This window comes from Sphingomonas sp. 28-62-20 (assembly GCF_002281505.1).
Genome location: NZ_NCGH01000008.1, coordinates 117,389 through 140,112 on the forward strand (window position 1 = coordinate 117,389; position 22,724 = coordinate 140,112).

Annotated in this window: 26 protein-coding genes and 2 riboswitches; of the genes, 15 read left to right on the top strand and 11 right to left on the bottom strand. The window is 62.4% G+C overall.

All coding sequences use genetic code 11. The features are described 5' to 3' along the window. Positions 1 to 2 precede the first annotated feature (2 nt). On the bottom strand, positions 3 to 959 hold the full coding sequence (gene ispH / locus B7Y43_RS08565; RefSeq protein ID WP_374131219.1) for a 4-hydroxy-3-methylbut-2-enyl diphosphate reductase: 957 nt from the start codon (positions 957 to 959) through the stop codon (positions 3 to 5). 122 nt (positions 960 to 1,081) lie between these two features. Here ispH and B7Y43_RS08570 point away from each other — a divergent pair, with 122 nt between their 5' ends. From B7Y43_RS08570 to gcvPB, 7 genes are all read left to right on the top strand, one after another. After that, positions 1,082 to 1,720: a hypothetical protein gene (locus B7Y43_RS08570; RefSeq protein WP_374131220.1), complete on the top strand. Its 639-nt coding sequence runs from the start codon at positions 1,082 to 1,084 to the stop codon at positions 1,718 to 1,720. Beyond that, the gene (locus B7Y43_RS08575) at positions 1,717 to 2,049 is read left to right on the top strand and encodes a DHCW motif cupin fold protein (protein WP_374131221.1); all 333 of its coding nucleotides are present in this window, start codon (positions 1,717 to 1,719) and stop codon (positions 2,047 to 2,049) included. The genes B7Y43_RS08570 and B7Y43_RS08575 overlap by 4 nt, the downstream gene beginning before the upstream one ends. A 52-nt stretch (positions 2,050 to 2,101) precedes the next feature. After that, positions 2,102 to 2,194, top strand: a riboswitch (glycine riboswitch). Beyond that, positions 2,195 to 2,312, top strand: a riboswitch (glycine riboswitch). Positions 2,313 to 2,370: 58 nt separating this feature from the next. Beyond that, positions 2,371 to 3,495: a glycine cleavage system aminomethyltransferase GcvT gene (gene gcvT / locus B7Y43_RS08580; RefSeq protein WP_374131222.1), complete on the top strand. Its 1,125-nt coding sequence runs from the start codon at positions 2,371 to 2,373 to the stop codon at positions 3,493 to 3,495. A 12-nt stretch (positions 3,496 to 3,507) separates the two neighbouring features. After that, positions 3,508 to 3,879: a glycine cleavage system H protein gene (gcvH, locus tag B7Y43_RS08585; protein ID WP_374131223.1), complete on the top strand. Its 372-nt coding sequence runs from the start codon at positions 3,508 to 3,510 to the stop codon at positions 3,877 to 3,879. A 3-nt stretch (positions 3,880 to 3,882) separates the two neighbouring features. Next, positions 3,883 to 4,275 carry a RidA family protein gene (locus B7Y43_RS08590; protein ID WP_374131224.1) on the top strand — a complete coding sequence of 131 codons (393 nt, stop codon included), beginning with the start codon at positions 3,883 to 3,885 and terminating at the stop codon, positions 4,273 to 4,275. A 3-nt stretch (positions 4,276 to 4,278) separates the two neighbouring features. After that, a complete protein-coding gene (gene gcvPA / locus B7Y43_RS08595) occupies positions 4,279 to 5,637 on the top strand; it encodes a glycine dehydrogenase (RefSeq protein WP_374131225.1) in 1,359 nt (452 codons plus the stop codon). Further along, entirely contained in the window at positions 5,634 to 7,355 is a 1,722-nt protein-coding gene (gene gcvPB / locus B7Y43_RS08600) for an aminomethyl-transferring glycine dehydrogenase subunit GcvPB (RefSeq protein ID WP_374131226.1), read from the top strand. The genes gcvPA and gcvPB overlap by 4 nt, the downstream gene beginning before the upstream one ends. A gap of 9 nt (positions 7,356 to 7,364) precedes the next feature. On the opposite strand, the gene B7Y43_RS08605 is transcribed toward gcvPB, so the two are convergent. Together B7Y43_RS08605 and B7Y43_RS08610 are read right to left on the bottom strand one after the other, a co-directional pair. Then, complete coding sequence (locus B7Y43_RS08605) at positions 7,365 to 7,721, bottom strand: hypothetical protein (RefSeq protein ID WP_374131227.1); 357 nt, start codon at positions 7,719 to 7,721, stop codon at positions 7,365 to 7,367. After that, positions 7,718 to 8,485 carry an FRG domain-containing protein gene (locus tag B7Y43_RS08610; RefSeq protein ID WP_374131228.1) on the bottom strand — a complete coding sequence of 256 codons (768 nt, stop codon included), beginning with the start codon at positions 8,483 to 8,485 and terminating at the stop codon, positions 7,718 to 7,720. Before B7Y43_RS08610 ends, B7Y43_RS08605 begins: the two co-directional genes overlap by 4 nt. A gap of 98 nt (positions 8,486 to 8,583) precedes the next feature. Here B7Y43_RS08610 and B7Y43_RS08615 point away from each other — a divergent pair, with 98 nt between their 5' ends. Next, positions 8,584 to 9,030 carry an ABA4-like family protein gene (locus tag B7Y43_RS08615; RefSeq protein ID WP_374131229.1) on the top strand — a complete coding sequence of 149 codons (447 nt, stop codon included), beginning with the start codon at positions 8,584 to 8,586 and terminating at the stop codon, positions 9,028 to 9,030. Here the strand turns inward: B7Y43_RS08615 and B7Y43_RS08620 are convergent. Continuing rightward, a complete protein-coding gene (locus tag B7Y43_RS08620) occupies positions 9,027 to 9,488 on the bottom strand; it encodes an isoprenylcysteine carboxylmethyltransferase family protein (RefSeq protein WP_374131230.1) in 462 nt (153 codons plus the stop codon). The two genes, B7Y43_RS08615 and B7Y43_RS08620, sit on opposite strands and share 4 nt — an antisense overlap. A 66-nt stretch (positions 9,489 to 9,554) precedes the next feature. Here B7Y43_RS08620 and B7Y43_RS08625 point away from each other — a divergent pair, with 66 nt between their 5' ends. Beyond that, complete coding sequence (locus tag B7Y43_RS08625; protein ID WP_374131231.1) at positions 9,555 to 10,187, top strand: DUF938 domain-containing protein; 633 nt, start codon at positions 9,555 to 9,557, stop codon at positions 10,185 to 10,187. On the opposite strand, the gene B7Y43_RS08630 is transcribed toward B7Y43_RS08625, so the two are convergent. Next, positions 10,188 to 11,096 (bottom strand): DMT family transporter, encoded by a 909-nt coding sequence (locus tag B7Y43_RS08630; protein ID WP_374131232.1) that lies wholly within the window; start codon positions 11,094 to 11,096, stop codon positions 10,188 to 10,190. Positions 11,097 to 11,175: 79 nt separating this feature from the next. On the opposite strand from B7Y43_RS08630, the gene proS reads away from it, so the two are divergent. Both proS and B7Y43_RS08640 read left to right on the top strand, forming a co-directional pair. After that, on the top strand, positions 11,176 to 12,711 hold the full coding sequence (gene proS, locus B7Y43_RS08635) for a proline--tRNA ligase (RefSeq protein WP_374131233.1): 1,536 nt from the start codon (positions 11,176 to 11,178) through the stop codon (positions 12,709 to 12,711). A gap of 10 nt (positions 12,712 to 12,721) precedes the next feature. Then, the gene (locus tag B7Y43_RS08640) at positions 12,722 to 13,306 is read left to right on the top strand and encodes a hypothetical protein (protein ID WP_374131234.1); all 585 of its coding nucleotides are present in this window, start codon (positions 12,722 to 12,724) and stop codon (positions 13,304 to 13,306) included. A 220-nt stretch (positions 13,307 to 13,526) separates the two neighbouring features. Here the strand turns inward: B7Y43_RS08640 and B7Y43_RS08645 are convergent, their stop codons facing one another. After that, positions 13,527 to 14,261 carry a 2OG-Fe(II) oxygenase family protein gene (locus B7Y43_RS08645; RefSeq protein WP_374131235.1) on the bottom strand — a complete coding sequence of 245 codons (735 nt, stop codon included), beginning with the start codon at positions 14,259 to 14,261 and terminating at the stop codon, positions 13,527 to 13,529. Positions 14,262 to 14,436: 175 nt separating this feature from the next. Between B7Y43_RS08645 and B7Y43_RS08650 the strand changes: the two genes are divergently transcribed. Beyond that, positions 14,437 to 15,402, top strand: a complete 966-nt coding sequence (locus B7Y43_RS08650; protein WP_374131236.1) for a hypothetical protein — start codon at positions 14,437 to 14,439, stop codon at positions 15,400 to 15,402. A gap of 3 nt (positions 15,403 to 15,405) precedes the next feature. On the opposite strand, the gene B7Y43_RS08655 is transcribed toward B7Y43_RS08650, so the two are convergent. The 4 genes from B7Y43_RS08655 to glpD are packed head-to-tail and all read right to left on the bottom strand — an operon-like array spanning position 15,406 to position 18,362. Then, a complete protein-coding gene (locus B7Y43_RS08655) occupies positions 15,406 to 15,561 on the bottom strand; it encodes a hypothetical protein (RefSeq protein ID WP_374131237.1) in 156 nt (51 codons plus the stop codon). Beyond that, positions 15,558 to 15,974, bottom strand: coding sequence for a DoxX family protein (locus tag B7Y43_RS08660; protein ID WP_374131238.1), 417 nt, complete (start codon positions 15,972 to 15,974; stop codon positions 15,558 to 15,560). Before B7Y43_RS08660 ends, B7Y43_RS08655 begins: the two co-directional genes overlap by 4 nt. Next, a complete protein-coding gene (locus tag B7Y43_RS08665; protein WP_374131239.1) occupies positions 15,971 to 16,900 on the bottom strand; it encodes a rhodanese domain-containing protein in 930 nt (309 codons plus the stop codon). The genes B7Y43_RS08660 and B7Y43_RS08665 overlap by 4 nt, the downstream gene beginning before the upstream one ends. A gap of 1 nt (position 16,901) precedes the next feature. Then, entirely contained in the window at positions 16,902 to 18,362 is a 1,461-nt protein-coding gene (gene glpD, locus B7Y43_RS08670) for a glycerol-3-phosphate dehydrogenase (RefSeq protein ID WP_374131240.1), read from the bottom strand. A gap of 79 nt (positions 18,363 to 18,441) precedes the next feature. Here glpD and B7Y43_RS08675 point away from each other — a divergent pair, with 79 nt between their 5' ends. The 3 genes from B7Y43_RS08675 (at position 18,442) to B7Y43_RS08685 (ending at position 21,532) form a co-directional block, all read left to right on the top strand. Continuing rightward, positions 18,442 to 20,772, top strand: coding sequence for a ribonuclease R family protein (locus B7Y43_RS08675; RefSeq protein WP_374131241.1), 2,331 nt, complete (start codon positions 18,442 to 18,444; stop codon positions 20,770 to 20,772). Between the two features lie 104 nt (positions 20,773 to 20,876). Continuing rightward, a complete protein-coding gene (locus tag B7Y43_RS08680) occupies positions 20,877 to 21,173 on the top strand; it encodes a hypothetical protein (RefSeq protein WP_374131242.1) in 297 nt (98 codons plus the stop codon). Between the two features lie 41 nt (positions 21,174 to 21,214). Continuing rightward, entirely contained in the window at positions 21,215 to 21,532 is a 318-nt protein-coding gene (locus tag B7Y43_RS08685; RefSeq protein ID WP_374131243.1) for a hypothetical protein, read from the top strand. Here B7Y43_RS08685 and B7Y43_RS08690 read toward each other — a convergent pair. Continuing rightward, positions 21,519 to 22,688, bottom strand: coding sequence for a trans-acting enoyl reductase family protein (locus B7Y43_RS08690; protein WP_374131244.1), 1,170 nt, complete (start codon positions 22,686 to 22,688; stop codon positions 21,519 to 21,521). The two genes, B7Y43_RS08685 and B7Y43_RS08690, sit on opposite strands and share 14 nt — an antisense overlap. Between the last annotated feature and the right edge of the window lie 36 nt (positions 22,689 to 22,724).

Below are 22,724 nucleotides of genomic sequence, written 5' to 3' on the forward strand. Positions count from 1 at the left end.
GTTCAGGCAGGCACTTCGAGGCCGCGGGGCAGCTTGAACGAGATCGTCTCGCGCGTGGTTTCTTCCTCGCGCTCGGTGATTGTATAGACTTCGGACAACCGCGAAACGAGCTCGCGCACCAGCACTTCTGGTGCTGACGCTCCAGCGGTGATGCCCAGCGTCTTCACGCCTTCCAGCCAGGCGAAATCAAGATCAGCAGCGCGCGGGATCAGCCGGGCAGGAATGCCGTGGCGCTCGGCGACTTCAACCAAGCGCAGCGAGTTTGACGAATTGGTCGCGCCAATCACCAGCATCGCATCGCATTGCTCGGCAATCGCCTTCACCGCTGCCTGGCGGTTTGACGTGGCGTAGCAGATATCCTCACCGCGCGGCGCCTTGATGCCGGGGAAGCGTTCGACCAGCTTGGCGACGATATCAGCCGTGTCGTCCACTGACAGCGTCGTCTGCGTCAAAAACGCCAGATTGCCAGGATCAACCGGCTCGAAACTGGCCGCATCCTCGGCGGTTTCGATCAGCGTCATCGCGCCTGGCGGCACCTGGCCAAAGGTACCGATCACTTCGGGGTGCCCGGCATGGCCGACAAAGATGATGTGGCGACCGGCTTCGAACGCCCGTTCGGCCTGACGATGGACCTTGGACACCAGCGGGCAGGTGGCGTCCAGATAGGCCAGGCCGCGATCCTCTGCCTCGACCGGCACCGATTTCGGCACGCCATGCGCGGAAAACACTACCGGCACGCCATCGGGCACTTCTTCGAGCTCTTCGACGAACACGGCACCTTTGGCGCGCAAAGTATCGACGACATATTTGTTATGGACGATTTCATGCCGGACATAGACGGGCGCGCCATATTTTTCGATCGCCAGCTCAACGATGTGAATGGCCCGATCGACGCCGGCGCAAAATCCGCGCGGCGCGGCGATTAACAAGTCAAGCGGTGGTTTCAGCATAGCGTTCATACTGGGTTCTCTACGCGATTGCTTGCGCGCGCGAAAGCCGGTTCCTATGCTAGGCGCAGGCTTTGGGGTCGGCGCGGATGAAAGGCGGCGACCCCCTTCTCGTTCAAAAGGTGCGTACGCCCGTGATAGCCCGTAAAACCGCTTTTTCCGTTGCCCTCGCCCTGGTTTTTTCAGGCTGCACCCAGACCGGCGAGATCGCCCTGGGCGGCATCACCGCGATCCGCACGGCGTGCCCGGCCGTTGCCGTGCCGGCCGCGACCGGCGACGTCACTTTGTTCAGCCCCGAATCGAGCCAGGATCAAAGCGCCCTTGATGTGACAGCGCTGATCACCAATGTGCGGTCGACCTGCACCGATGTGGGTGAAAATGTGCAAACAGTGGTGACGTTCGATGTCCGCGCGCGCCGCACCAATGCCGGGGCCGCACGCGATGTTGTGCTGCCCTATTTCATCACGGTCCTGCAGGGCGGCACCGCCGTGGTTGCCAAGCGCATTGGCCATGTTGATGTGCATTTTGATGCCGGGCAGGAACGGTCCAGCACGACTGGGCAGGCGACCGCAAATGTTGTTCGCTCTGCCGCAACTTTGCCGCCTGAAACGCGAAAATTGCTGGTCAAGATTCGCAAGGCGGGGGGCGAAGACGCCGCCGTCGATCCGCTGTCGCGCCCGGAGATCCGGCAGGCAGTGCAGCGAGCGACCTTTGAAGCACTGGTCGGTTTCCAGCTGACCGATGCCCAGCTGAAATATAACGCGACCCGGTGAAAATCCCCGCCCTGGCGCACACCGTGACCGACTGGTCGGTGGTACCGCGCACCGAACATCCGGGCGAAACCGGCACCGCATGGTGGCAGACTTTTGCGGTTGGTGACCTGCGGGTGCGCATGGTGGAATATTCGCCGGGCTATCTTGCGGACCATTGGTGCGACCGTGGCCATGTGCTGTTGGTGCTAGAAGGGGCGATCGAAAACGAGCTGCGCTATGGCCGCAGCCAGACGTTGACGGCGGGCATGTCCTACCAGGTTTCGGACTTTGGCGACGCAGCGCATCGGTCGCGCAGCGCGGGCGGCGCGAAACTGTTCATCGTCGATTGACTCGGTTGCTGCGGCGCGTCAAAGCTGGGTTGTCGATGGCGGGCAACCGTCATGGGTAAGCGCGGGAGAGTGTGGGAATAAAACCCCACCGCCGAAGGAGCAACCGCCCCGGAATCTCTCAGGCAATCGGGACCGCGCTGACCTGACACGACACTCTGGAAAGCGGCTTCGCAAGCGTTTGCGGGGCCCACCGAAGGGGTAAGCCGGTACGCGCCACAAGGCGCGCGGCGAAAGCTCTCAGGTTCCGTGACAGAGGGGGCGGCTGACTAGGACCGGGAATCCGGGCTTGGCATGCCGTAACCACCGCACGGAAGGCCTGTAATGAGCGACCAGATCGACTTTATCGATACGATCGAAATGCTGCCGCTCGATGCGTGGCACCGGGCGCGGGGCGCGCGGATGGTCGAATTCGCCGATTATTACATGCCGATCCAGTATGAAGGCATCATGGCCGAACATCTTTGGACGCGCGAACATGCCGGCCTGTTCGATGTCAGCCATATGGGGCAGCTCCAGTTGACCGGCGACGGGCTGGACGATGCGCTTGAGGCGCTGATCCCCGCCGATGTGAAGGGCCTGAAGCTTGGCGCACAGCGTTATTCGCTGCTGCTGGACGACAATGGCGGCATCCTTGATGATCTGATGTTCGCGCGCTGGCCCGACAGTCTCTATCTGGTCGTCAACGGCGCGGTGAAATATGACGATATCGCGCATCTCCGCGAGAGCCTGCCCGACGCGGTAACGATCAATCACCTCGATGATCGCGCGCTGCTGGCGCTGCAGGGGCCAAAGGCGTTTGCGGTGCTCAAGCGGCATACGACAGGCGAATGGCCGCTTGATGCGCTGGTCTTCATGCGCGGCGGCAATTTCCAGATCGCGGGCATCGACGCCTGGATCAGCCGATCAGGCTATACCGGAGAGGACGGGTTTGAAATCTCGATCCCCGCCGAGTCGGCTGAGATGATCGCGGACCTGTTTTGCGCCGAACCCGAAGTGAAGCCGATTGGCCTTGGCGCGCGCGATTCGCTGCGGCTCGAAGCGGGACTGCCGCTCTATGGCCATGACCTTGATCCTGAGACCACGCCGATCATGGCCGATCTCGGCTTTGCGCTGTCGAAACGGCGGCGCGAAGAAGCCAATTTCCCCGGTGCCACGCGCATTCTAGCCGAGCGCGAGTCCGGCCCAGCGCTTAAGCGCGTCGGGCTGCTCGTCGAAGGCAAACAGCCGGTGCGCGAAGGCGCTGCGGTGCTTGACGCGAGCGGCGCCGACGTCGGCAAGGTCACGTCGGGCGGCTTTGCACCCAGCGTCGGTGCGCCGATCGCCATGGCGTATGTGCCGCTATCGATGACGGCCCCAGGCACGAAGATCACGCTTGCCCAGCGCGGCAAGATTCACACCGGCATCGTCACCGCGATGCCTTTCATCCCCCACCGTTATGTCCGTTAAAGGAGGCACCGCATGAGCCGCTATTTCACTGAAGATCATGAATGGGTCGAGCTTGATGGCGATATCGGCACCGTTGGCATCACCGACTATGCCCAGGAACAGCTTGGCGACATCGTGTTCGTTGACGTGCCCGAAGAGGGCAAGGAGCTGACCAAGGGCGACGAAGCCGCCGTGGTCGAATCGGTGAAGGCCGCCTCGGACGTCTATTCGCCGGTGTCGGGAACGGTGATCGAGGGCAACGCCGCGCTCGCCGACACGCCGGGTCTGGTGAATGAGGACCCCGAAGGCGATGGCTGGTTCTTCAAGCTGACACTAAGCGACCCGAGCGAGGTCGAGGGCATGATGGACGAAGTCGCCTACGAAGCGTTCGTCGCCAAGCTCTGATCAATGCAGTCGCGCCCCAGCAACCCCGCCGGCGTGGCGCCCCCTGATGGGCAATTTTCTCAGGCCTTTCTCGTCCCGGCGGGGACGGGATTGATGTTCATTTCAGGGCAAGTGCCGCGTGCAGTTGACGGTAGCACAGTGGGCGTCGGCGATATGCGGGCACAGGCCGAACAGGTTTTTGCCAATTTGGCGGCGATATTGGCGGCGCATGGCAGCTGTTTTGCCAAGGCGATCAAAGCCACGATCTTCGTCACTGATATGTCGCGCGCGGATCAGGTCACCGAAGTCCGCGCGCGTTATTATGGCCCGGCGGCACCCGCCAGCACCTTTGTTGAAGTCACCCAACTGGGCGATCCTGCCTGGCTGCTGGAAGTCGAGCTAGTAGCGGAGATTTAGTCGATGCGTTACCTCCCCCTTACCGCGACCGATCGCCAAGCCATGCTGGCGACCATCGGAGCCGCCTCAATCGACGATCTGTTCGTCGACGTGCCCGAATCCGCTCGGCTCGACGGGCCGATCCACGACCTGCCGATGCACGCCAGCGAAATGGCGGTTGAGCGGCATATGTCGGCCCTTGCACGCAAAAATCTGGTCGCGGGGCAGGTGCCCTTTTTCCTCGGCTGCGGCGCCTATCGCCACCATGTGCCCGCGAGCGTCGATCACCTCATCCAGCGCGGCGAGTTTCTGACCGCCTATACCCCCTACCAGCCCGAAATCGCGCAGGGTACGCTGCAGATGCTGTTTGAATTCCAGTCGCAGGTCGCGCGGTTGCTCGGCACCGATGTGGCGAATGCGTCAATGTATGACGGCTCGACCGCCTGCTGGGAGGCGATCGGCATGGCGCGGCGCATCACCAAGCGCGGCAAGGCGATCCTGTCGTCGGGCCTCCACCCGCATTATGTGTCGGTCGCCAAGACGATGGCGAAGTACACTGGCGACGTGCTGGAAACATCGCTGCCGACGCTGACGGCGCAACCCGATATCGACGCGCTGATCGCCGCGATTGACGGCGAGACGTCATGCGTGGTCGTGCAATATCCGGATATTCTTGGCCGTATCGCTGATCTGCAGCCGCTCGCCGACGCATGCCACGCCAAGAAGGCGCTGCTGATCGCGGTCGTCACCGAACCGGTGGCGCTTGGCGCGATCAAGTCGCCCGGCGAAATGGATGCCGATATCGTTGTGGGCGAAGGCCAGTCGATTGGCGTCGGCCTGCAATTTGGCGGCCCCTATGTTGGCCTGTTCGGGTGTAAGGAGAAATATCTCCGCCAGATGCCCGGACGGCTGTGCGGTGAGACAGTGGACGCAAACGGCAAGCGCGGCTTCGTGCTGACGCTCAGTACGCGCGAACAGCATATCCGCCGCGAAAAGGCGACGTCGAACATCTGCACCAACTCGGGGCTCTGCGCGCTGGCCTTCACGGTCCATATGACCTTGCTGGGGGAGGCGGGGCTGCGCAAGCTGGCAGGCGTAAACCACGCGCTGGCCGTGGCGGCTGCAGACCGCTTGTCAAAGGTGCCGGGCGTCACCGTCGTCAACAATAGCTTCTTCAACGAATTTACGCTGGTTCTGCCCAAGGAAGCGCGCCCGATCGTTCGAACGCTCGCCGATCGCCAGATCCTCGCGGGCGTGTCGCTCGGGCGGCTCTACCCCGGCGTTGCCGAACTGGACCACGGCCTGGTTGTCGCTGTGACCGAGACGACAACGACCGACGACATCGAAACCCTCGCAACCGCGCTCGAAGAGGTGCTGGCATGACGATCAACGCAAGCGGCTGGCGCCCGGAAATGGGCGACGCTGGAAATACTAGCCCGGCCACATTCACGGGCAATAAGGGGCTAATGCTCGAAGAATCGCTGATCTTCGAGATCGGCGACAGCGAGACGACGGGAGTGGATTTTGATGAAATCCTCCCCGGCACGGGGAGGGGGACCGCCGGCCTTCTTCTGGCCGGCGGTGGAGGGGGCTCGCCTCCGAGCCCAACGCTTGCGGTAGCCCCCCTCCACCATTCGCCGGAAGAGGCGAATGGTCCCCCTCCCCGTGCCGGGGAGGATCGATTGGGCAACCTCGCCCGCACCGCGCCCATCGGCCTGCCCGGTCTGTCCGAACCTGAAACGGTGCGGCATTACACCCGCCTCAGCCGCCAGAATTACGGCATCGATCTGGGCTTCTTCCCGCTCGGCAGCTGCACGATGAAGCACAATCCGCGCCTCAACGAGAAAATGGCGCGGCTGCCCGGTTTCGCTGATATCCATCCGCTGCAGCCGGTCGATACCGTGCAGGGCGCATTGGGCGTCATCAATGAGCTAGCCATGTGGTTGATCAAGCTCACCGGCATGCACGGCGTTGCGATGAGCCCCAAGGCGGGCGCGCATGGCGAGCTGTGCGGCATATTGTGTATCAAAGCGGCGCTTGAAGCGCGGGGGGAGGGGCATCGCAACGTTATTCTCGTCCCCGAATCGGCGCATGGCACCAACCCGGCAACGGCGGCCTTTGCGGGCTATCAGGTCGAGGATATCCCGGCGACGCCCGCGGGTCGCGTCGATACCGCCGCGCTCAAAGCGCGGCTGGGGCCGGATGTGGCGGGGGTGATGATCACCAACCCCAATACCTGCGGCCTGTTCGAACGCGACCTGAAGGACATCTCGGACGCTGTCCATGCAGCCGGCGGCTATGTCTATTGCGATGGCGCCAATTTCAACGCGATCGTTGGTCGCGTGCGCCCCGGCGATCTCGGCGTCGATGCGATGCACATCAACTTGCACAAGACCTTCTCCACGCCGCACGGCGGTGGCGGTCCCGGCTCCGGCCCCGTCGTTCTGTCGGAGGCGTTGTCGCCGTTTGGCCCGCTGCCTTACACCGCCCGCACTGCAGACGGCGTCGTCCACCTGATCGAGGAAGCCGATGCCGATGCCTTTGAGCGCACGCATTTCGGCGGGCCGCTCAACAGCTTTGGCCGCATGGTCGCGTTCCACGGCCAGATGGGCATGTTCACGCGCGCGCTCAGCTATATCCTCAGCCACGGCGCGGATGGCCTGCGCCAGGTTGCCGAGGACGCGGTGCTCAACGCCAACTATGTCCTGCGCAGTCTGGAGGACGTGCTCGATGCGCCCTTCGCCGCGAGCGGGCCGTGCATGCACGAGGCATTGTTCAGCGATAATGGCATGGCGGAGGGCTTCACCACGCTTGATATCGCCAAGGGCCTAATCGACGAAGGCTTCCACCCGATGACGGTCTATTTCCCGCTCGTCGTTCACGGCGCGATGCTGGTCGAACCGACCGAGACCGAGAGCAAGGCCGCGCTAGACCAGTTCATCGGCGCGCTGCGATCAGTGGCAGGACGCGCCAAGGCGGGCGACCCCAGCCTGAAATCCGCCCCCCATTACGCCCCCCGCGCCCGGCTCGATGAAACATTGGCAGCGCGCAAACCGGTGCTGGTGTGGAAGGATGCGCCGCTCGCCGAGGCGGCGGAGTAAGGCGACAGATTACTCATAGAACGATGATGTATCGACATGTGCTTCTGTGATGCTGGCTGCCGTCCCGTCTAGAACGCCGCGCACGGTAGCGAGATATTCGTCGCTCATTGTTACTGGATCGCGTGATGAGCCGTAGGCCAGCATGACATAAACTGATGCAAGTGCTTCAAACTTGCCCTCTCGATCGATGACTACGCTATCGGGGTCGGCGTCGATGGCTTCGAAGATTGTTGCTGACGACAGGTCCATCAGATCTTGCCACGCGTTGAGGTGGTCAAGGTCGGTTTCAGTCATGCGATTGATTGCATCGACAACGTGCGAAATTTTTTCCCTGTCGTCCGGTGCGAATTTGGGCAATGCTGTCATTTTGTCGCTCCCAGCCCAATCCCGCGCTTCGCTTGCCAAGCGGCTCTAGCTCCTAAGCCGTCAAGCCCGCCCATAAGATATAGCGGATCGACGCCGAGATAAAACAGCCGCTTCAAAAAGAAGTCTCGATCTTCGCCAGCGATTTGGAACACATGATCGCTGTCCTCGAGCGGATCAAGCCAAGGGTGATCTGGCGCGGGATGGACGCTGAACAATCCGCTCTGCGATCCTATCCGGTTTGAAATGACGCGCGGTAACATAAAAGCGATCTCTGATATGGAAAGTGGATCACCGTCGGATTCCATGTCAACGACACGCGAATGTCGCACGCGCGTTGCCACTACGCGGCAAGCAACGCCGCTTGCATGGGGGGTCGCTCGGGTTGCCCTTCGTCGAATTACGACGTCGCGCTCAGCGGGCATCGCCGACGCGGCGAAATACGCAGCTACCAGCGGGTTCGTCGTCCAGTCCAGCAAGCGTGTGGGCACACCATGATGTTGCGCAAGGGCAAGATATTCCCAATTCGTGAAGCCAGCATCATTTGCAAACTGAAGAGCACGACGGCGAAACGATGCCAAAACCGACAGTTCACGGGATAATGAATATTGCGGGATACGCCCAATCGTTGGTATGAGTGAAAAATCAACATCGCCCAGCCCACGGAAAACCCATGTAGAATCGCTATGGGCATCGATCCAGGCCTGAAAGTTTTGCCAATTTCGAAGCTGTCTGGAGCCCCGCGTTATCGTCGGTGTCCTCGCCACACTTGCCTCCCTATCAATCTATAAATAGCTGAGCTGATATCCAATTCAAGTTTTGAGATCGGGAAGTCAGTTTCCAGCCTGAGCATTGGACTTGCAGTATGAACTGGCCGACCCTCTTCCAGATCGTCAACACCGCCGCGCTGCTGCTGTGGCTGGTGCTGATCCTCGCCCCGCGCCGGTTCGGGACGATCGGCTGGCTGCGGGTGCTGGGGGCAGGCGGGCTTAGCCTGTTTTACGTGGTGCTGATCATCACGGCACTGACGGTGGGGTTCGGCGATAGCGGCGGCCCGGCACCCGATTTCACGACCATTGCGGGCATCCGCGCCATCTTTGCAACCGATGGTGGCGTCGTTACGGGCTGGACGCACTATCTGGCGCTGGACTTGTTTACGGGGGTGTGGATCGCTGAGGATGCCGACAGGCGCGGGATGGGGCGGGTGGCGCAGGGCCCCATATTGGCGCTGACTTTCCTTGCCGGTCCTGCGGGGCTGTTTGTCTATCTCCTGGCGTCCCGGTTGATCTGGCGCGCCGTTTCACAGCGTTAAAGCCAGCGCTTCACCCTCGCCATATAATCCAGATAAGGCTGGCCGAACTTGGCCGTCAGATAGCGCTCCTCGCGCGCGATCACTTGCGAATTGATCAGGAACAGCGCCACTGGCCACAAGAGCAGCGACGGCATGCTGTGCAGCACAATGGCCAGCCCCAGATAGGCAATCGCCATGCCGAGATACATGGGATTGCGGGTGCGGGCGTAAATGCCGGTATCGATGATACCGCCAGTCGCCGTTGCCGGGTTGGGATTCTCGCCGCGCTGGCGAAACAGGCCGATGGCGATGCCGATCAGGATAAAGCCCGGAAACAGAAAAATCATGCTCAGGCCGCCGGGGATTGGCAGGGAAGGCAAGCCTAACAGCCAATCAATGACCGGGCCGAGCAGCAACAGCCCAAGAAAAATGAAGGGCGGTGGAAACAGCACGCCGGCCCCACGATCTACCTCTGCCATCAAGCCCCCTATTGCAAAGCCACAGGACAGGTTTAGCGATCAACCCGTCGACAAGCGAGGCATATCATGGCTGATCCCACCCCTTGGATCGTGGCGGAAGACTCTGGTGCGGTGCGCAAGCACGCGCCCGCCACCGAACGCAACCGCGCAGCGATTGCCGCCGTGCTCGCCGATGTGCTGCCCGTGCAGGGGTTGGTCCTGGAGATCGCGAGCGGTAGCGGCGAGCATATCGGCTATTTCGCGCATATGTTGTGCGGGCATGAATGGCAGCCGAGCGACCCCGATGCGACCGCCCGTGCCTCGATCGCCTCCTGGACGGCGGGCATGACCAATGTGCGGCCGCCGATCGATATCGATGCAGCGGCTCCCGGTTGGGCGATCGACCGGGCAGAGGCGGTGCTGTGTATCAACATGATCCATATCAGCCCCTGGGCAGCGACGCTGGGGCTGATGGCTGGGGCCGCGCGGCTGCTGCCCCCCGGCGGCCCTATCATCACCTATGGCCCTTATCGTCGACACGGCGTGGAAACAGCACCGAGCAATGAGGCATTTGATCAGTCGCTGCGCGCGCGCGATCCGGCATGGGGGTTGCGATCGGTCGAGAGCGTCACTGAAGCAGCCGAAGCACATGGCCTTATTTTTGATCGGCTGATCGACATGCCGGCCAACAATCTAATGCTTGTCTATCGCAAGGCCTGATCAGGCAATCACGCGCTCTACCTTTTCGCGCCGCAACCGGTGTTCGCGCCAGACAATGTAAAGCCCACTCGCGATAATCACTGGCGCACCGATCCAGGTTGACCAACTGGGCACGGCGCCAAAGATCGCCCAGCCATAGATCGTCGCCCAAACCAGGCCGGTATAGTCCATCGGTACCACGACCGAGACCGGTGCGGCATTGAGCGATGCGGTCATGAACAATTGCGCAATGCCGCCCGTCAGCCCTACGGCGACCATCAGCAGCCAAGTCTCGATTGGGTGCGGTGTCCAATAGAGCGCAAAGGCAATCGCCGTCGGCGGCACCGATAGCGCGGAAAACCAGAAGACAATTGTCGGCGCGCTTTCGGTCTTGCTGATTTGCCGCAATAGGATTGAGACACTGGCGCTAAGCAGCGCCCCCATCAACCCGGTGAACACGCCGATGCCCGCCATTTGCCCGGTTCCCGGCTGGGCAACGATGATTACGCCCAGAAACCCGACCGTCACTGCGCCCCAGCGATGCCAGCCGGTTGGCTCTTTTAGGATGAGGGCACCCAGCACCGTTGCGAAGATCGGCAGCGTGAATTGCAAGGTCGTCGCTTCGGCCAGCGGCAGATACAGGATCGTCGAAAAGACGAAGCACATGCTGACAAGGCCCAGCGCCGCGCGAGACAGATGCGCGCCGATATGGTTGGTCCGAAGCGATCCAAGCCCAGCCCCGAAGCTTATCCAAACCAGCACGATCGGCAGTGCAAAGGTCTGGCGGAAAAACATCAGCTCGGCGAGGTGCGCGCCGTTCCCTTCCGCCAGTTTGATCAGCACGTTCATCACCGAAAAGGTGGCGACTGACCCCAGGCGCAGCGCAACGCCGTAAAGGACGCGGTCGCGGCTGGTAACGGGCTGGGTCATGCGCATTCTCTTGTTCGTCTGTGCGCTTGTGATCAAGTCCTACGTGACGAGGGGGAATTCCCGCGCTATCCGCGTCCGCATGATCAAGCACGCTCTCTCCGTCACCCGCGACGCCAATTTCGCCGAATGGTATCAAACCGTCATCACCGAGGCTGACCTCGCCGAAGAGTCGGGCGTGCGCGGCTGCATGGTCATCCGGCCATGGGGCTATGGAATCTGGGAGCGCATCCAGCGGCTGCTTGACGATCAGATCAAGGCGACGGGGCATGAGAACTGCTATTTCCCGTTGTTCATCCCGCTCTCCTATTTCGAAAAAGAGGCCGAGCATGTTGAGGGCTTTGCCAAGGAAATGGCGGTCGTCACGCATCACCGGCTGGTGAGCGACGGCAAGGGCGGGCTGATGCCCGATCCCACGGCAAAGCTGGAGGAACCGCTCGTCGTGCGGCCGACATCGGAGACGGTGATCGGCACCGCCTTCGCGCGCTGGGTCCAGTCGTGGCGCGACTTGCCGGTGCTGATCAATCAATGGGCCAATGTCGTGCGCTGGGAAATGCGCACCCGCATGTTCCTGCGCACCACCGAATTCCTCTGGCAGGAAGGCCATACCGCGCACGCGACCGAGGCCGAGGCGCGCGAAGAGACGCTGAAGATGCTCGAAGTCTATCGCGCCTTTGCCGAGGAGTGCGTCGCGCTGCCGGTGGTGGCAGGCGAAAAGCCCGAAAATGAGCGGTTTCCGGGTGCGGTTGCGACGTATTCGATTGAGGCGATGATGCAGGATGGCAAGGCGCTGCAGGCGGGGACGAGCCATTTCCTGGGCACAAATTTCGCGAGCGCGCAAAATATCCGCTTCCAAAATGCCGACGGGCAGCTGGAACTGGCGCAAACCACGAGCTGGGGCATGTCGACGCGGATGATCGGCGGGCTGATCATGGTGCATGGCGATGATGACGGGCTGCGCGTGCCGCCGCGCGTCGCCCCGTGGCAGATCGTGATCGTGCCGATGCTGCGCGACCAGCCCGAAGACGCGGCGATCGTTGAATATTGCAAGGGGCTGCAGGCCGATCTCGCCAAGTTCTATGCCTTTGGTGAGCCCGTCCGTGCGCTGCTCGACCAGCGCCCGGCCAAGGCCGCGACCAAGCGCTGGGGTTGGGTGAAGAAGGGCGCGCCGATCGTCATCGAAGTGGGTGGACGCGATGTGGCTGGCGATAATGTCAGCGTGATCCGTCGTGACCGGCTCTATCGCGAAGACGGCAAGCTCGACAGCGCAGTGGTTGCGAAGGTGGATTTTGTTGGCGCTGCGGCCGCGACGCTTGGCGAAATCCAGACGGCATTGTTTGCCGAAGCCAAGGCGCGGCTCGACGCCAATATCGCTCGCGATGTGAATGACTTTGCCGGGCTCGAGCGCGCCTTTGCCGATACGGTAAAGAATCCCGGCTTTGTCGAAGTGCAATGGGCCAAGCCAACGGGCGAGGCGCTGGACCAGGTGGTCGAGCGGCTAAAGGCATTGAAGCTGACGCTGCGCAACGTGCCGATGACCGCGCTACCGGCTGATGGCGCGTGCATCTTTACCGGGGCGCCTGCGGTTGAGCGGGTGTTGGTCGGTCGGTCTTATTGATGGGGGTGTGATGATCATCGTCGGGCTGGCCGCGCTGGTGTTGGCGCCACAAGCGGTGCCTGCGCCGCCTGCGCCAGACGATATCGTCGTGACCGCGCGACCCCAGGGTGGCTGCGCGATTCGATTTGCCGACAAAACATTGTCCGATGTCGAATTTCGGGATCGTGCCCGAATTTGGGCAGCAGGCGCGCCAGTCCGCGTGATCGCCCGGTCCGATGCCAGTTTCGATTGTTTGAAGAAAATCGCGTTTCGGCTTGCCGATTGGGGGGTAAAGCAAATCGAATTTGTCGAACCTTCGGGGCGAAAGACTGCCGTCGGATTCCCGACCGCGACGCTAACCGGCGATCGATCGGTGCAGCGCAAGACCGACAAGGTGGACAATGCTGCCGATCCGGACCCTAAACCCGTGCCGCCTTTTTCACCGCCGCCGATCGAAGCCGGCCGCCCGGTCGCTGAAATCGAACAACGGCTGCTCTCGGCGCATGCGGCGCGGCTGATTCTGGAGGGCAAATGCGCCGAAGCGCGCCGACTGATGCTGGAGAATGGCAATTTGGCGGCCGCGGCCCAGGTCGTCGAAATCTGCCGGGCGAACTAAACCGTCGCCCTGAAGCTGCGTCGGCGATGGCCAGGGGACTAGAGTCCGATGACTTTGGATTGGACCAACCCAAACCCCGTTCGCCCTGAGCGAAGTCGAAGGGCAGGCGAAGCGCGTGGGCTTCGACTTCCCCCGGACCTGATCCGGGGCCGAACGGGTATGAGGTTGAAGCGACCTTACCTCATCACGCTCTAGCCCTATCTTGACGCGGTGGGCGTTATCAACCGGCACTGCTCCGCAGCCAACCCGTGATCGAGTAGCGACGATAGGCGGCGGCGCGGGTCACCTCTGTCACGCTATGCACCTGTGGCACGCGAAACAGATTCAGGGTGTTGTGGACGGGGGAAAAGCCGTTCATCGCTGTGCCGTCGCCATCGTGGAACAGCAGCAATCCGCCCCATTCCGGTCGCCAGACGGGGGTAAGACCAAAAACATAGGCGGCGTGACGATGCTTGCCGGCAACATCATCATCATGCGCGGTCAGGAAATCCCCCGGCGCATAGGCTGTGGCCTGTGCATCGGCAAAGGTGATTGCCTCAGCGCCCGTCACGGTGCGGAGTAAGTCGCGCGCTTCGCCCTTGGACAGCCAAGTGGCGAAATGGGCAAGCGGGTCGCTGCTTGCATCGCGCGCCGCGGCGTCATCGGGAACGCGGAGCGATTCGTAGCGATATTGGAAGCCGGATCGAGCGCCCGCATAGACCGCATTGTCAAGGGCGGCCCGTTGGTTGGTGGCCATGGCGTCGCGCGCAGGGCGGCTGAGTTCAAAAACCTTGTCGCCGGAATTGACCAGCTGCACCCAGTCTGATCGCGCGCGCAGGGCCAAATGCAGCGCTTCAGCCGCCTCAGCCACGAGAAAGTCGTTTATCTGGACGCGACCCAGATCGGCATATTTCCGCGCAAGGGCCATCCCGTCGAGATCGGGGTTCAGGGCAAAGGCGATTGGCTTTTCAGGCATCGATGTCCCCCTTGCCGCAGCCAGAGCGCCCCATCAAGCGCGACATCGGGAGGCGCGTAAAACGCCAAGCTAGCGGATAGCTTTGCCAGCCCGGCGCAGCATCGTGCCTTTGTGGGACGAAACGGTTTGCACGCCTTTGCTTTCGTGACCACCAAAACCACGTTACCGTGAACCGATGCGTTCGAACCGCGACCTTGGCCGTCCAGACCGGTTCGTTCTTTTCAGAGCGCTATTGCTGCTGTTGTGTGGCCTGCTGAGCTCAGCGCAGGCCGCCGCGCCAGAGGGATGGGTCGCAACCGACCCCCTGACCATCGCCGATGATGATTTCGCCCGCAATCGCGACCCCGACACCTGGCGCGACCTTAGCGTGGAACGGATGGTCTTCACCGAAGGCGCGGCGACCTGGCGGCTGTGGCGCATCGTCAACACCGCCAAACCGGCTGGCCCCTTATGGGTGGTCACGCACGACAACGAGAACGCAACCTTCGCGGCTGCCTTGGCGGCGGTGAATAGCTGGGGCGGGGTGGTGATGGTGGTCGATACCGGGCCGGTCGATACCCGGTACGGCGCACGCTTTAATGCGGAGGTTGTTGGCAAACCAATCGATCCCAATCGCAATTTTCTTGATACCCGGCCGGTCTATGTCGCCCGGATGCTCGCCGATCTTGGCGATCCGGCGCGGCTGATCATTGCGTTGCATACCAATGCGCCCGATTTCGATCCCAATCTGTCCGATTGCCCAACGGCAACGCCGGGGCGCGGGGCAATTTCAGTGGGGTTGTGCAATACCCGCTATCAGCCGCGCCCGGCCACCAAGCGACAATGGCCATTTGATGACGAGGACAGCCTGATGCTGTTTCCCCATTTGAGTGGTCAGCCCCGCGCATCGGCCCCGTGCGGTCGCTTGTTGGCGTTAGGCGATTATAATCTGGTGTTCGAACGCGTCGGTTATAGCGACGGGTCGCTTTCAAACTATGCCGCGCAGCACGGGCTCGCTTATGTCAATATCGAGACCGAGGAGCGCGGATCGTCCTCGGGTGGCATCGCGCAGGCGCGCGATCGGCTGATCGACATGATCGACAAGGTGATGCTGCGCTGCGGCCCCGTTTCCGGCATTGCCTTGCGCGCGCCACGCCGCTGAGTGCTACGGTTTGTCCGTGAAGCGCTTTACCTTGACGGGCAATTTCTTACCCTTGGTGCGGCGGGACGGGGTTTGCACCGGATTCTTCTTCTTCCAGGCCGCCCAGGTCATCGGGCCCTCTGGCGTGTCGATCAATTGATCGTCGAGCGTGTCACTCATGGCGCGGTGTCCTTTCCGCCAAAGGGCCAACGGGTGATACCGCCAGCAAACAGCGCCCACCAGACGATCACGGGCTGAAAGGCGAGGCGCGGCGCATGATAGGCCCAGCCGAGCTGCACGCCGCTGACCGTCACGCCTTCCATCGCATGCTTAATATTGGCCGGATAGACGCAGACCGCATAGGCCGCCAGGCCGATCCCTGCGGCATAGCGGAAGCGGCGCGTCATCAACCCGATCGCCCCGGCAATTTCGCACACGCCCGTTAGCAGCACGGTCTCGCGGGGATAGGGCACCCAATCGGGCACGATCGGGATGAACCCACCGGGGGAGCGAAGGTGGACGTACCCCACGAACAGATAGGCGGCCGCCAGCAGCCAGCGCAGAATGACACGGGCGCGATCGGTACCGGTCATGCGCTGAGGTCGCTTGGCTGGGCGACGGCCCCCACATGCGCTTGCCCGCGCGCCTCGGCGAGTTTTACCTGGCGGTGGCGCTCGGCATAACCGGCGCGCTTCGCGTCGTCCCGGCTGGCGTGGCAAGCCGGGCAGCTGACGCCTTCCACATAGAGCGGCGACAGGCGCGCTTCGGCGTTTACCGGCATCCGGCAGCCGCGGCACAGCGCATGCGTGCCAGCGCCAAGCCCATGGCCAACGGCAACCCGCTCATCAAAGACAAAGCATTCGCCTTGCCAGCGGCTCTGGGCAGGGGGCACTTCCTCCAGATATTTCAGAATGCCGCCCTTCAGGTGGTAAACCGCGTCCAGCCCTTCGGCTTTCAGAAAGGCGGTCGCCTTTTCGCAGCGGATGCCGCCTGTACAGAACATCGCGATTTTCTTGTCCGCCAGCTCATCGCGGTGCGCGCGAAACCAGTCCGGAAATTCGCTGAAGCTTTTGGTGGCGGGGTCGATCGCACCGGCAAAGCTGCCCACCTGCACTTCATAATCGTTGCGGGTGTCGATCACGACTGTGTCCGGCTGGTCGATCAGCGCGTTCCAGTCAGCCGGCGCGACATAGTGGCCAACGCCGCGCACCGGATCGATATCAGGCTGGCCCATCGTCACAATCTCGCGCTTCAGTCGTACCTTCATGCGGTGGAAGGGCATCGCTTCGGCGTTCGAATATTTGATCTCGATCTCGGCGCAGTCGGGCAGTGTGCGGATATGGGCGAGCACCGCAGCGAGCCCCGCGTCATCGCCCGCGATCGTGCCGTTAATGCCTTCGCGTGCGAGCAGCAGCGTCCCCCGAATCCCATGCACCGTGCAGACCGCGAGCAGCGGCGCGCGCAACGCTGCGGGGTCATCGAAGCGAGCGAAACGGTAAAGGGCGGCAACGGTAATCATGTCAGGCGGGATAGGCGCTTGCCCACCAGCTTTCAAATGCTGCTCGTTCGGCTGCATTCAAGTGCAGCCCGATTTTGGAGCGCCGCATCAGCGCATCCTCTGCGGTGCGCGCCCATTCCTGGTCGTGCATCCAGCGTGCTTCGATCTCGGTCAGCCCACCGCCAAGTTCAGCGCCCATGCCCGCTTCGTCGGTGATGCCGCCCAGCATCTCCATCAGGCGCGTGCCATAAGCGCGAGCCATCCGTTCTGCGCGGGCGGCACCAAGGAACGGCCAGGTGCCGCGCGCATCGGCAACGAAGCGGTCGAAATCGGCAATCGCGCCGCCGGGGAAGAGTCGCGCACGGGTTTTGGGCGAAACCGCCACGCCCATCGGCCCGGCCAATTTACCAATGGCTTCTTCGGCCAGATGTCGTGCGGTGGTGATCTTGCCACCGAAGATCGACAGCAACGGCGCGCCATTGGTGTCGAGTTCAAGCACATAATCGCGGGTCACTGCCTTGGCCTCGCTCGCCCCATCATCATAAAGCGGGCGGACGCCGGACCAGGTAGAGGTCACGTCAGCGGGCGTGATCTGCTTGATGAAATGCCGGTTTGCCGCTTCGCAGAGATAGGCGATCTCCCCTGAATCGATCACCGCATCTTCGGGCCGTTCGACGGGCACATCGGTGGTGCCGATCTCGGTAAAGTCGCGCTGATAGGGGATGGCGAAGACGATCCGGCCATCGGGCTGCTGAAGCATATAGGCGTGATCGCCCGGATATAGCCGGGGCACGACGATATGGCTGCCCTTGATCAGCCGGATGCCGCTTGCCGCGTTGACGCCGAGCTTGCCGAGCATCTGGTGCACCCAGGGGCCAGCCGCATTGACCAGCGCGCGCGTTGTCACCTCGCCCCCGTCACCCAGCGTTGCACGCCACATCTGCCCCTCGCGCCGGGCGGACAGTAACGCCGTGTGCACCGCAATCTCCGCCCCATTGGCGGCTGCATCAACCGCGTTGAGCACCGTCAGCCGGGAATCATCAACCTGTGCGTCTGAATAGACAAAGCCCTTGTTGCCGCCTTTGAGCGGCGCGGTGAACGCGGTGTCGCTTTGCCGCAAACCCCGTGAGCGCGGCAGCGACATTTTGCCGCCGAGAAAATCATAAAGGTACAGGCCAGCCCGCACCAACCACCAGGGGCGAACCGCGTTTTCATGCGGCAGCACGAATAGCATCGGCTGAATGATGTGGGGAGCGGCATGCACCAGCCGCTCGCGCTCGCGCAGCGCCTCGGCGACCAGCTTGAATTCATAATATTCCAGGTAGCGCAGCCCGCCGTGGATCAGGCCAGTGGAGGCCGATGAGGTGGCCCCGGCAAGATCGCCTTTCTCGACGAGCAACACCTTCAGGCCGTTGAGCGCCGCCTCACGCGCGATCGCTGCGCCGTTGATGCCGCCGCCGATGATGAGAATGTCGTATGTCACCGTTGTCCGATAGCTTGGGTGCGGCGGTTCGCACAGAAGGAATTTGGTAACTGGCGCGGGACCGCCTATCCCGTGCGGGATGCCCAAATTCACCCCCAAGCCCTCTGGCGGCCTGCCGACCCCCAAACAGATCCTCGATTTCATCGCGTCCGCGGAAAGCTCGGTCGGCAAGCGGGAGATTGCCAAGGCATTCGGCCTGCACGGCGCGGAGAAGATCGCGCTCAAGGCGCTGCTCAAGGACATGGCCGATGAAGGGCTGATCGACAGCTCGCCGGGCCGTGCGTTTCACCAAATGGGCGGCGTGCCCAAGGTGACGGTGCTGCGCGTGACCGATGTTGGCGATGACGGGCAGTGCTGGGCAGTGCCGGAGAGTTGGCAGGCCGATACGCCCGCGCCCCGGTTGCGCGTGCGCGAAAAGGGGCGGCGCGGGGCGCTCGGTATTGGCGACCGGATTTTGGCGCGGACGGAGGAGGCCGGCAATGGCTGGATCGCGCACCCGCTGAAATCGCTCGCCAAGGGTGAGGAGCTGATGCTCGGCGTGCTGCGCGAGGAGGGCGGCAAGCTCTGGCTGATCGGCGTCGACAAGCGTGAGCGGCGCGAACATCAGGTGTCGGACGCGGGCGGCGCTAATCCGGGCGATCTGGTGCTCGCTGAAAAGACCGGCCGCCCGCCGCGCATTACCGCGCGGGTGACGCAAGTGCTTGGCGATCCCTTTGCGCCACGCAGCTTCTCGATGATCGCGATCCACAAACTCGGCATCCCGGTGGAATTCGCGCCTGAGGCGATCGAGGAAGCGGCCGACGTAGCGAAGCAACGGCTGGGTGAGGATCGCGAAGACCTGCGCCATCTGCCGATCGTCGCGATTGATCCAGAAGATGCGCGCGATCATGACGATGCCGTTTGGGCCATGCCCGATGACGATCCGGAGAATGCCGGCGGCTGGCGGGCGATCGTCGCGATTGCCGATGTCAGCTTTTATGTCCGCCCCGGTTCGGCGATCGACAAGGAAGCGCGGCGACGCGGCAATAGTGTGTATTTTCCGGACCGGGTCGTGCCGATGCTGCCCGAATTGCTGTCGGCGGATGTCTGTTCGCTGAAAGCTGGCGAGGACCGGGCGGCACTCGTCTGCCACATGCAGATCAGCAAAGGCGGCGCGTTGAAGAGCTGGCGCTTTACGCGGGCCGTGGTGCGAATTGCGGCAAACATCGCCTATGAGGAAGCGCAGGCGGCAATCGATGCGCATGCTGCTAAGCCCCTCCCCTTCAGGGGAGGGGTTGGGGGTGGGGGCTCTCCAATTGGCGCGGCGTTCGCGGATAGCCCCCACCCCAACCCCTCCCCTGGAGGGGAGGGGCTTGAGATTATAAAAGCCCTCATGCCGCTCTGGGCCTGCTGGCGCGCGCTCGCCGCTGCCCGCGCCAAGCGCGCGCCGCTCGATCTCGATCTGCCCGAGCGCCGCGTGATCCTTGACGAAAAGGGGCGGATCATGTCGGTCGCGCCGCGCGAGCGGCTCGATGCACATAAGCTGATCGAGGAATATATGATCGCCGCCAATGTCGCGGCCGCCAAGGCGCTGGAAAAGAAAAAGGCGCCGGTCATGTACCGCGACCATGAGCCGCCTGCGCGCGAAAAGCTGGTCGCGCTCAAGGACTATCTGAAGACCTTCGGCGTTGAATTCGCGCTGGGTCAGGTGGTGAAGCCTTCCACCTTCAACCATGTCATCGATCGGATCGGCGAGAGCGATTTCCGCCCGCAGGTGATGGAGCAGATCCTGCGCACCCAGACTCAGGCCTATTATGCGCCGGGCAATCACGGCCATTTCGGGCTCGCGCTGGGCAGTTACGCGCATTTTACCTCACCGATCAGACGTTATGCCGATCTGGTCGTCCACCGATCGCTGGTTGCCGCCTACAAGCTCGGGCCCGGCGGGCTGACCGAGGCCGAGGGCGCGTCGATGGACAAGATCGGCGAATCGATCTCGATGCTCGAACGCCGCGCAATGGAGGCGGAGCGCGATACGATCGATCGCTATGTCGCGGCATATCTGGCGGAACGGGTGGGGGACGTCGTCGATGCGCGCATCACCGGTGTGCAGAATTTCGGCTTTTTCGCGACGGTGGAGGGGATTGGCGGCGACGGACTGATGCCGGTACGCGACATTGGCCGCGAATATTTCCGCTATGACGAAGCGGCCAAAGCGCTGATCGGCGAACATAGCGGCGAAACCTATTCAAGCGGCATGCGGCTGCAATTGCGGCTGGCTGAGGCCAATCCGGTATCGGGCGCGCTGCGTTTCGAGATGGTCGATGGCAAAGGCGGGGGCAGCGGTCCGCCGCGGGACGACAAGCCCAAACGCATCATCAAGCATCGCGGGCGACCGGCCAATATTCGTCACCAGGGCAAGCGACGCTGATACGGGCTTTAGGCCATTGCCGGGTAGCAAAGAAATGCTACCATTTGGCTTAGGACACGCAAGAATCATCATGCCATAGTGGTGATATTGCGTTGGAGGATGAGATGGGAGCAGCAGCAGCAGTCGTCGCCCGCGCCAGACGCAATGTTATTTCGCATTTCCTGTCGTGCAATGCGGTTTCCGCTGACCAGGCCGTAAGCTTCACGCCGAGGCGCGCGATCGAGCGGCGGATGCTTGATCGCTATGTTCGCGCCGGCGTGATCGTCCCAGTCGCCAAGGGCGGCTATTATGTTGATGTGCCGACCTATGATTCGCAAAATGGTGAGCGGCGGCAGCGGATTGGCCTGGCGATGACAGCGTTGGCGTTGATCGGCGGCGCGGTCGTTGCGTTGGTGAACTGAGCATGGCGATGCTGCCCCTTTCGACAGTCCGGCGGGCGCCCATGCAAACCGCAGCGCTTGATCGAACCCGTCGGCGGCTGGCACAGGTGTTCATGGCGCAGCATGCGCTGTCGCCCGAAGATGCGATTAACTTCAGCACGACGACGGCCGCCGACGAAAAGATTTTCGCCCGCATGGTGCAGACGGGGATTGTCCGCGATGCCGGCCGCAAGCGTTATTATCTCGATCTGGCGGCCTATGATGCCAATATCGAACGGCGGCGGCGGATCGGCGTGATCGCCGCCATCGCCTTTGCCGTGACGTTGGCGGTGTTCACCATGGCCTTCTATGTCGACGGATCGTCGATCATTCTGCGGTAAAGGTCAGACCTGCTTTTTCGATCAGCCGCTTGCGCAAGGGTTGCCCCATAATCGCGCCCGGCGTCCAGATCCCGCCCTTCGCATCGGCGACATCCTGCACCAGACAAAGCGCGCTTTCAGCGATCATCTTGCTGGTTGATCCATAACCAGGGTCGCGATCGCCAGTGACGACGGCGTCAATCCGCGTGCCATCGGCCATCTCGCCAACGAACAGGATATCATAATGGCCAGCGTCGCGCTCTTCCTTGCTCGGGCCTTCGCCGGGCTTTGGGCCTTTGTCGCCAGCAAATGGGTTCATCTTGGCGAGCGCTTCTGCCGCTGCCTTGCCCATCTCGCCCAGCCCGGCCACGACCATCTCATCATAAACGAAATCTGCGCCATAGGCCTCGCCCAGCAGGAAGTTGGTGCGGTGGACATTCTTGGTATTGATCGCGGCCATCACGAACGGCGCAACCCAGCTATCGATCGATTTGTCATATTCCGGCAGCAGCCCCTTGGGCTGGCTCGGTCCCTTGAAACCCGGCGTCAGCGCAAAGGGATCGGTCAGCACGCCGATCAGCATCGGGTTGCGCGCTGCGGCAGCCATTGTTGCTTTCAGGCTGGCGGCGGTGCCGCCTGAAAACGTGCCCTTCATGGTCCGAACCCGGCATTTGATCCGGGGAACGGGCTTGCCGAACCGTGCTTGTGCCGCTTCCTGCAATGTCAGCACGCCAAGATCGAACGGGATCGAATCAAAGCCGCCCGAAAATACGATCCTCGCGCCCGTCTTTTGCGCGGTGGCGTGATGGGCGTCGATCATCTCGCGCATCCAGGCGGGTTCACCGCAAAGATCGACATAGGCGGTGCCGGTCTCAGCACAGGCGGCGACGAGATCGCTGCCATAAAGTTGATACGGACCAACCGTGGTCAGGATCACGGTCGCGCGGTTGCACATCGCGCGGACGCTGGCGGGGTCTTCTGCATCGGCCGTGACGAGCGGGGTGTCGGCGGGCGCGCCAATCAGATCGCGCACCTCTTCCAGCTTGGCGAGCGAACGCCCGGCCATCGCCCATTTCGGCTTGTCTGCACCGGGATAGGCCTGGGTAAGATATTCGGCGACCAGGCGCCCGGTATAGCCGGTTGCCCCATAAACGATGACGTCGAATTCGCGTGCCATGACCGTCTCTCCAATCCTCTCCCTCTCCGCTCAGGG